At 37.7% G+C, this 3,269-nt stretch carries 2 protein-coding genes; both read right to left on the bottom strand.

Annotated features, from left to right (window positions below; genetic code table 11):
• Positions 1 to 728: 728 nt before the first annotated feature.
• Complete coding sequence (locus ACFO3G_RS03565; protein WP_380078056.1) at positions 729 to 1,034, bottom strand: Dabb family protein; 306 nt, start codon at positions 1,032 to 1,034, stop codon at positions 729 to 731.
• Positions 1,035 to 1,082: 48 nt separating this feature from the next.
• Positions 1,083 to 2,372: a phosphoserine phosphatase SerB gene (serB, locus tag ACFO3G_RS03560; RefSeq protein ID WP_380078054.1), complete on the bottom strand. Its 1,290-nt coding sequence runs from the start codon at positions 2,370 to 2,372 to the stop codon at positions 1,083 to 1,085.
• Positions 2,373 to 3,269: the final 897 nt, after the last annotated feature.

The following is a 3,269-nucleotide window of genomic DNA, read 5'->3' as shown; positions in this document are numbered from 1 at the left end:
TGACAGACAATTCGAAATAATTTCTTTAATTTGTACTTGTGTGAGATCCATACTGTTTTACTGTTTTATTTTATTTTTTCAAAGATAACAGTCTTGGGTCTTACACACTTTTTCGGGACAGTATCCATTCAAATATTCAAAGCTCTTTTCTCCTTTATCACATCGCACCAAGATAATGGAGAAATTTAGTAGACAAGAATTATTTTATAAGATTATAAAACGATGATATATAATGTATTAAGAGGAATAATTCCTAATGACGGTCATTAGAATCTGCCTTCTAACGACAAATCTGGGATAAAAACTACTTTTGAAATCGTACTCTAATCATTTGCTGTCATCTGTTTTGTCCACTTAGCTTGTTCATGTGCTTAGCTTTTGGCAGACAGACGTTCTTTCAGCGGATTAGGAGACGAGAGAATCGACTTGATATTAAAAACGCTTTCTCATACAAGGCTTCTAATATTGTAGAAGCAAATCTAAATCTCAAATTGAGACACTTTTATTGGACAGCCGGCTTTGGTCTTCAAAGGCAGAGGCCTACTTTTAAAAAAGAAGAACTTAACCGCATAAATAAAGCGATTAAGTACCCTAAAGGAAGCCCTTCCAACTTTCACAGTAATATTTATAAATGCTATCTCTTTTATTGTCTTATTTGGATATTAAGCGAGAAGGGGATGTGTCACGACTCGACACATCCCCTTCTTTTGCTGTTTTATTTTACTCTTTTAATCGATGACGTAATCGACACAAGCTCTTTTCTTAAGATAAGGCTTTACAAAATCATTGATGATGCGTTGATGAAGAGGATCTTCTTGATATGCTTTTACACAATCCATGCAATTAAGCTCAGCTTCGATGACGAAATCATACTCTTCTTTCTCATTTATATTGAGATACACTTTGAGCTTGTTGAGTCTTTCTATTTGTGATGGAAGCATTTCCAAACTGGTTTTGATTCGCAAGAGATGTCTCTGTTTATCTCCCGGGGTGGGAAATCCATCCAGTGCGAACATAACGATATGTCTTACCATTTTATTGCTGTTTAATTGTTGTTTTATAGTCTTATTAATTCTATTTGCTTATTTGCCCGTATTCCACATTCCACTTACTTCTCCTGCCTCGATGGTCGGCGTTGCTTGTGGATCTTCTTCAATATGAGAATCTTTGTAACCCAAGAAATATAGTATCCCATCTAACCCAACGGTACTTATCGCTTGTCTTGCCTCAACCTTTACTTTTGGCTTTGCATGGAAAGCTATTCCAAGACCGGCTATAGAGAGCATTGGCAGGTCGTTGGCTCCATCTCCTACAGCTACAGTCTGCATAAGATCGACTCCTTCAACTTGTGCTATAAGCCTCAATAGTTCAGCTTTTCGTCTGCCATCAACCACATCTCCCAAATATCTTCCGGTCAATTTGCCGTCTTCTACTTCGAGTTCGTTAGCATAAACATAGTCGATCGGGAATTTTCCCTTAAGGTAATTACCAAAGAAGGTGAATCCACCTGATAAGACTGCAATCTTAAATCCAATCATCTTTAGCGTACGAAGCAACCGGCCTGCCCCTTCTGTAATTGGAAGATTCTCAGCTATACCTTGCATGACAGATACATCCAACCCTTTGAGGAGTGCTACTCGTCTTCTGAAGCTCTCTGTAAAGTCAATCTCGCCTCTCATGGCACTTTCAGTTATGGCTTTTACTTCATCTCCCACACCTGCTTTTATGGCCAACTCGTCTATACATTCTGTCTGAATAAGGGTTGAATCCATATCGAAGCAGATAAGTCTTCTCATTCGTCTAAACATAGACTCTCTTTGGAAAGAGATGTCCATATTAAGTCGAGCAGAAGAGTCAAGATATGCTTGCTGAAGAGCCTCCTTGTCTTTGGGCGTTCCTCTCATCGAAAATTCCACACTTGCAAGAGGTCGTCTCTGCGTTTCTTTGAGTGGAATACGACCGGTAAGACGCTTAATGGAGTCAATATTGAGCCCTTGTTGAGCACTTTCTTCCGCAATGGCTTGTATCATTTCGGCCGTGATTTTGCGTGCCACAATAGTGATGATATATCTGTTCTTTCCTTGAGCTTCTACCCATCGTGTATATTCGTCCTCTTCAATGGGAGTAAAACGAATCTGGACATCCAGTTCATACCCTTTGAATAATAGATCTTTGAGGAGATTACCGGAGCATTCATCACAAGTTTGGAATAATATTCCGAGGTTAAGATGATTGTGGATATCCGCTTGACCGATATCCAAAACAAATGCATTGTGCTTGGCCAACACTCCCATGAGTTGGGCTGTTACACCGGGCCGATCATCACCGGTAATATTTACGAGTATTAGTTTGTTGTGCGTAGATTTTTCCATATATCATTCGTCTAATTTGCTTTGAAACTTTTAGTCTGAAGTTATATAAACAGTTCGGAACAAATTTAAGCAAGGAAGGTTGCCTCAGATTTCGATTCTGTTAGTTTATCATTTAATATTTTCAGAAAAGCCTCTTGCATTACCATACAATAAATTTAAATAGCTTCTTAACCATCTCAAAGTTACCAATAATCTTAATGGAAGGCTATTGATAATTTTTAATTAACCATTTCTACTATTTATCGCAACATAATTGTCATCTACCATATAGTTTGCTTGCACTGCTTACATTGTGATGTATAAGTAGTTGTTTGAATTGCAAAATTAAAGATAATATTTCATTTACCTTCCACAATGCTCTTATTCTGATCCTTTTCGGAAGTTTTGTGTCGTATTATTTTTCTATAAACTCAGATTTGTCGTTAGATGGCAGATCCTAATGACCGTCATTAGGAAATGTTTTTCTTTATTACTGCTGTTGTTAAAGTTTTGGCAGCCCGGCAGACTTGGACTTTATATAAACAGTTATCTCGATTGCTCTCTAACCAAACGATATTACCTGTTTTGAGGCATTAGCCTGTAAATCATGCTTAGTTTTATCGGTCAACTTACCTTTCAATACATTCAAAAAGGAAAAACCATCCATTTAGGCAAACCCTTTGTCTCATAAGGCATTGGCTTGGATCAAATATTTATGACCAATCTTGCAGGTGTTTTTGTCGGACATCCGACTTTAGAGTCCAAAAGGGTGGGCTTATCTTTCAAAATTGAACCCAGATTTGTCGTTAGAAATATTATTAGATTGAAATATTAGGATCTCTGGCTCGTTTCCAGAGGGCTAAAAAAGCAGGTCTGTGTTTTAGCGCCAGCGCCAGTTTTAAAGTTTTTTTACCGGCA

Source organism: Falsiporphyromonas endometrii (genome assembly GCF_042654485.1).
GTDB lineage: Bacteria > Bacteroidota > Bacteroidia > Bacteroidales > Porphyromonadaceae > Porphyromonas > Porphyromonas endometrii.
Note: the sequence above shows the minus strand (reverse complement) of the source record. Positions and strands in the feature narration are given on the sequence as shown.

Excerpts from the sequence above, each read along its gene's own strand:
- ACFO3G_RS03565 (WP_380078056.1), bottom strand. The coding sequence starts at position 1,034 with ATGGTAAGACATATCGTTATGTTCGCACTGGATGGATTTCCCACCCCG.
- serB (WP_380078054.1), bottom strand. The coding sequence starts at position 2,372 with ATGGAAAAATCTACGCACAACAAACTAATACTCGTAAATATTACCGGT.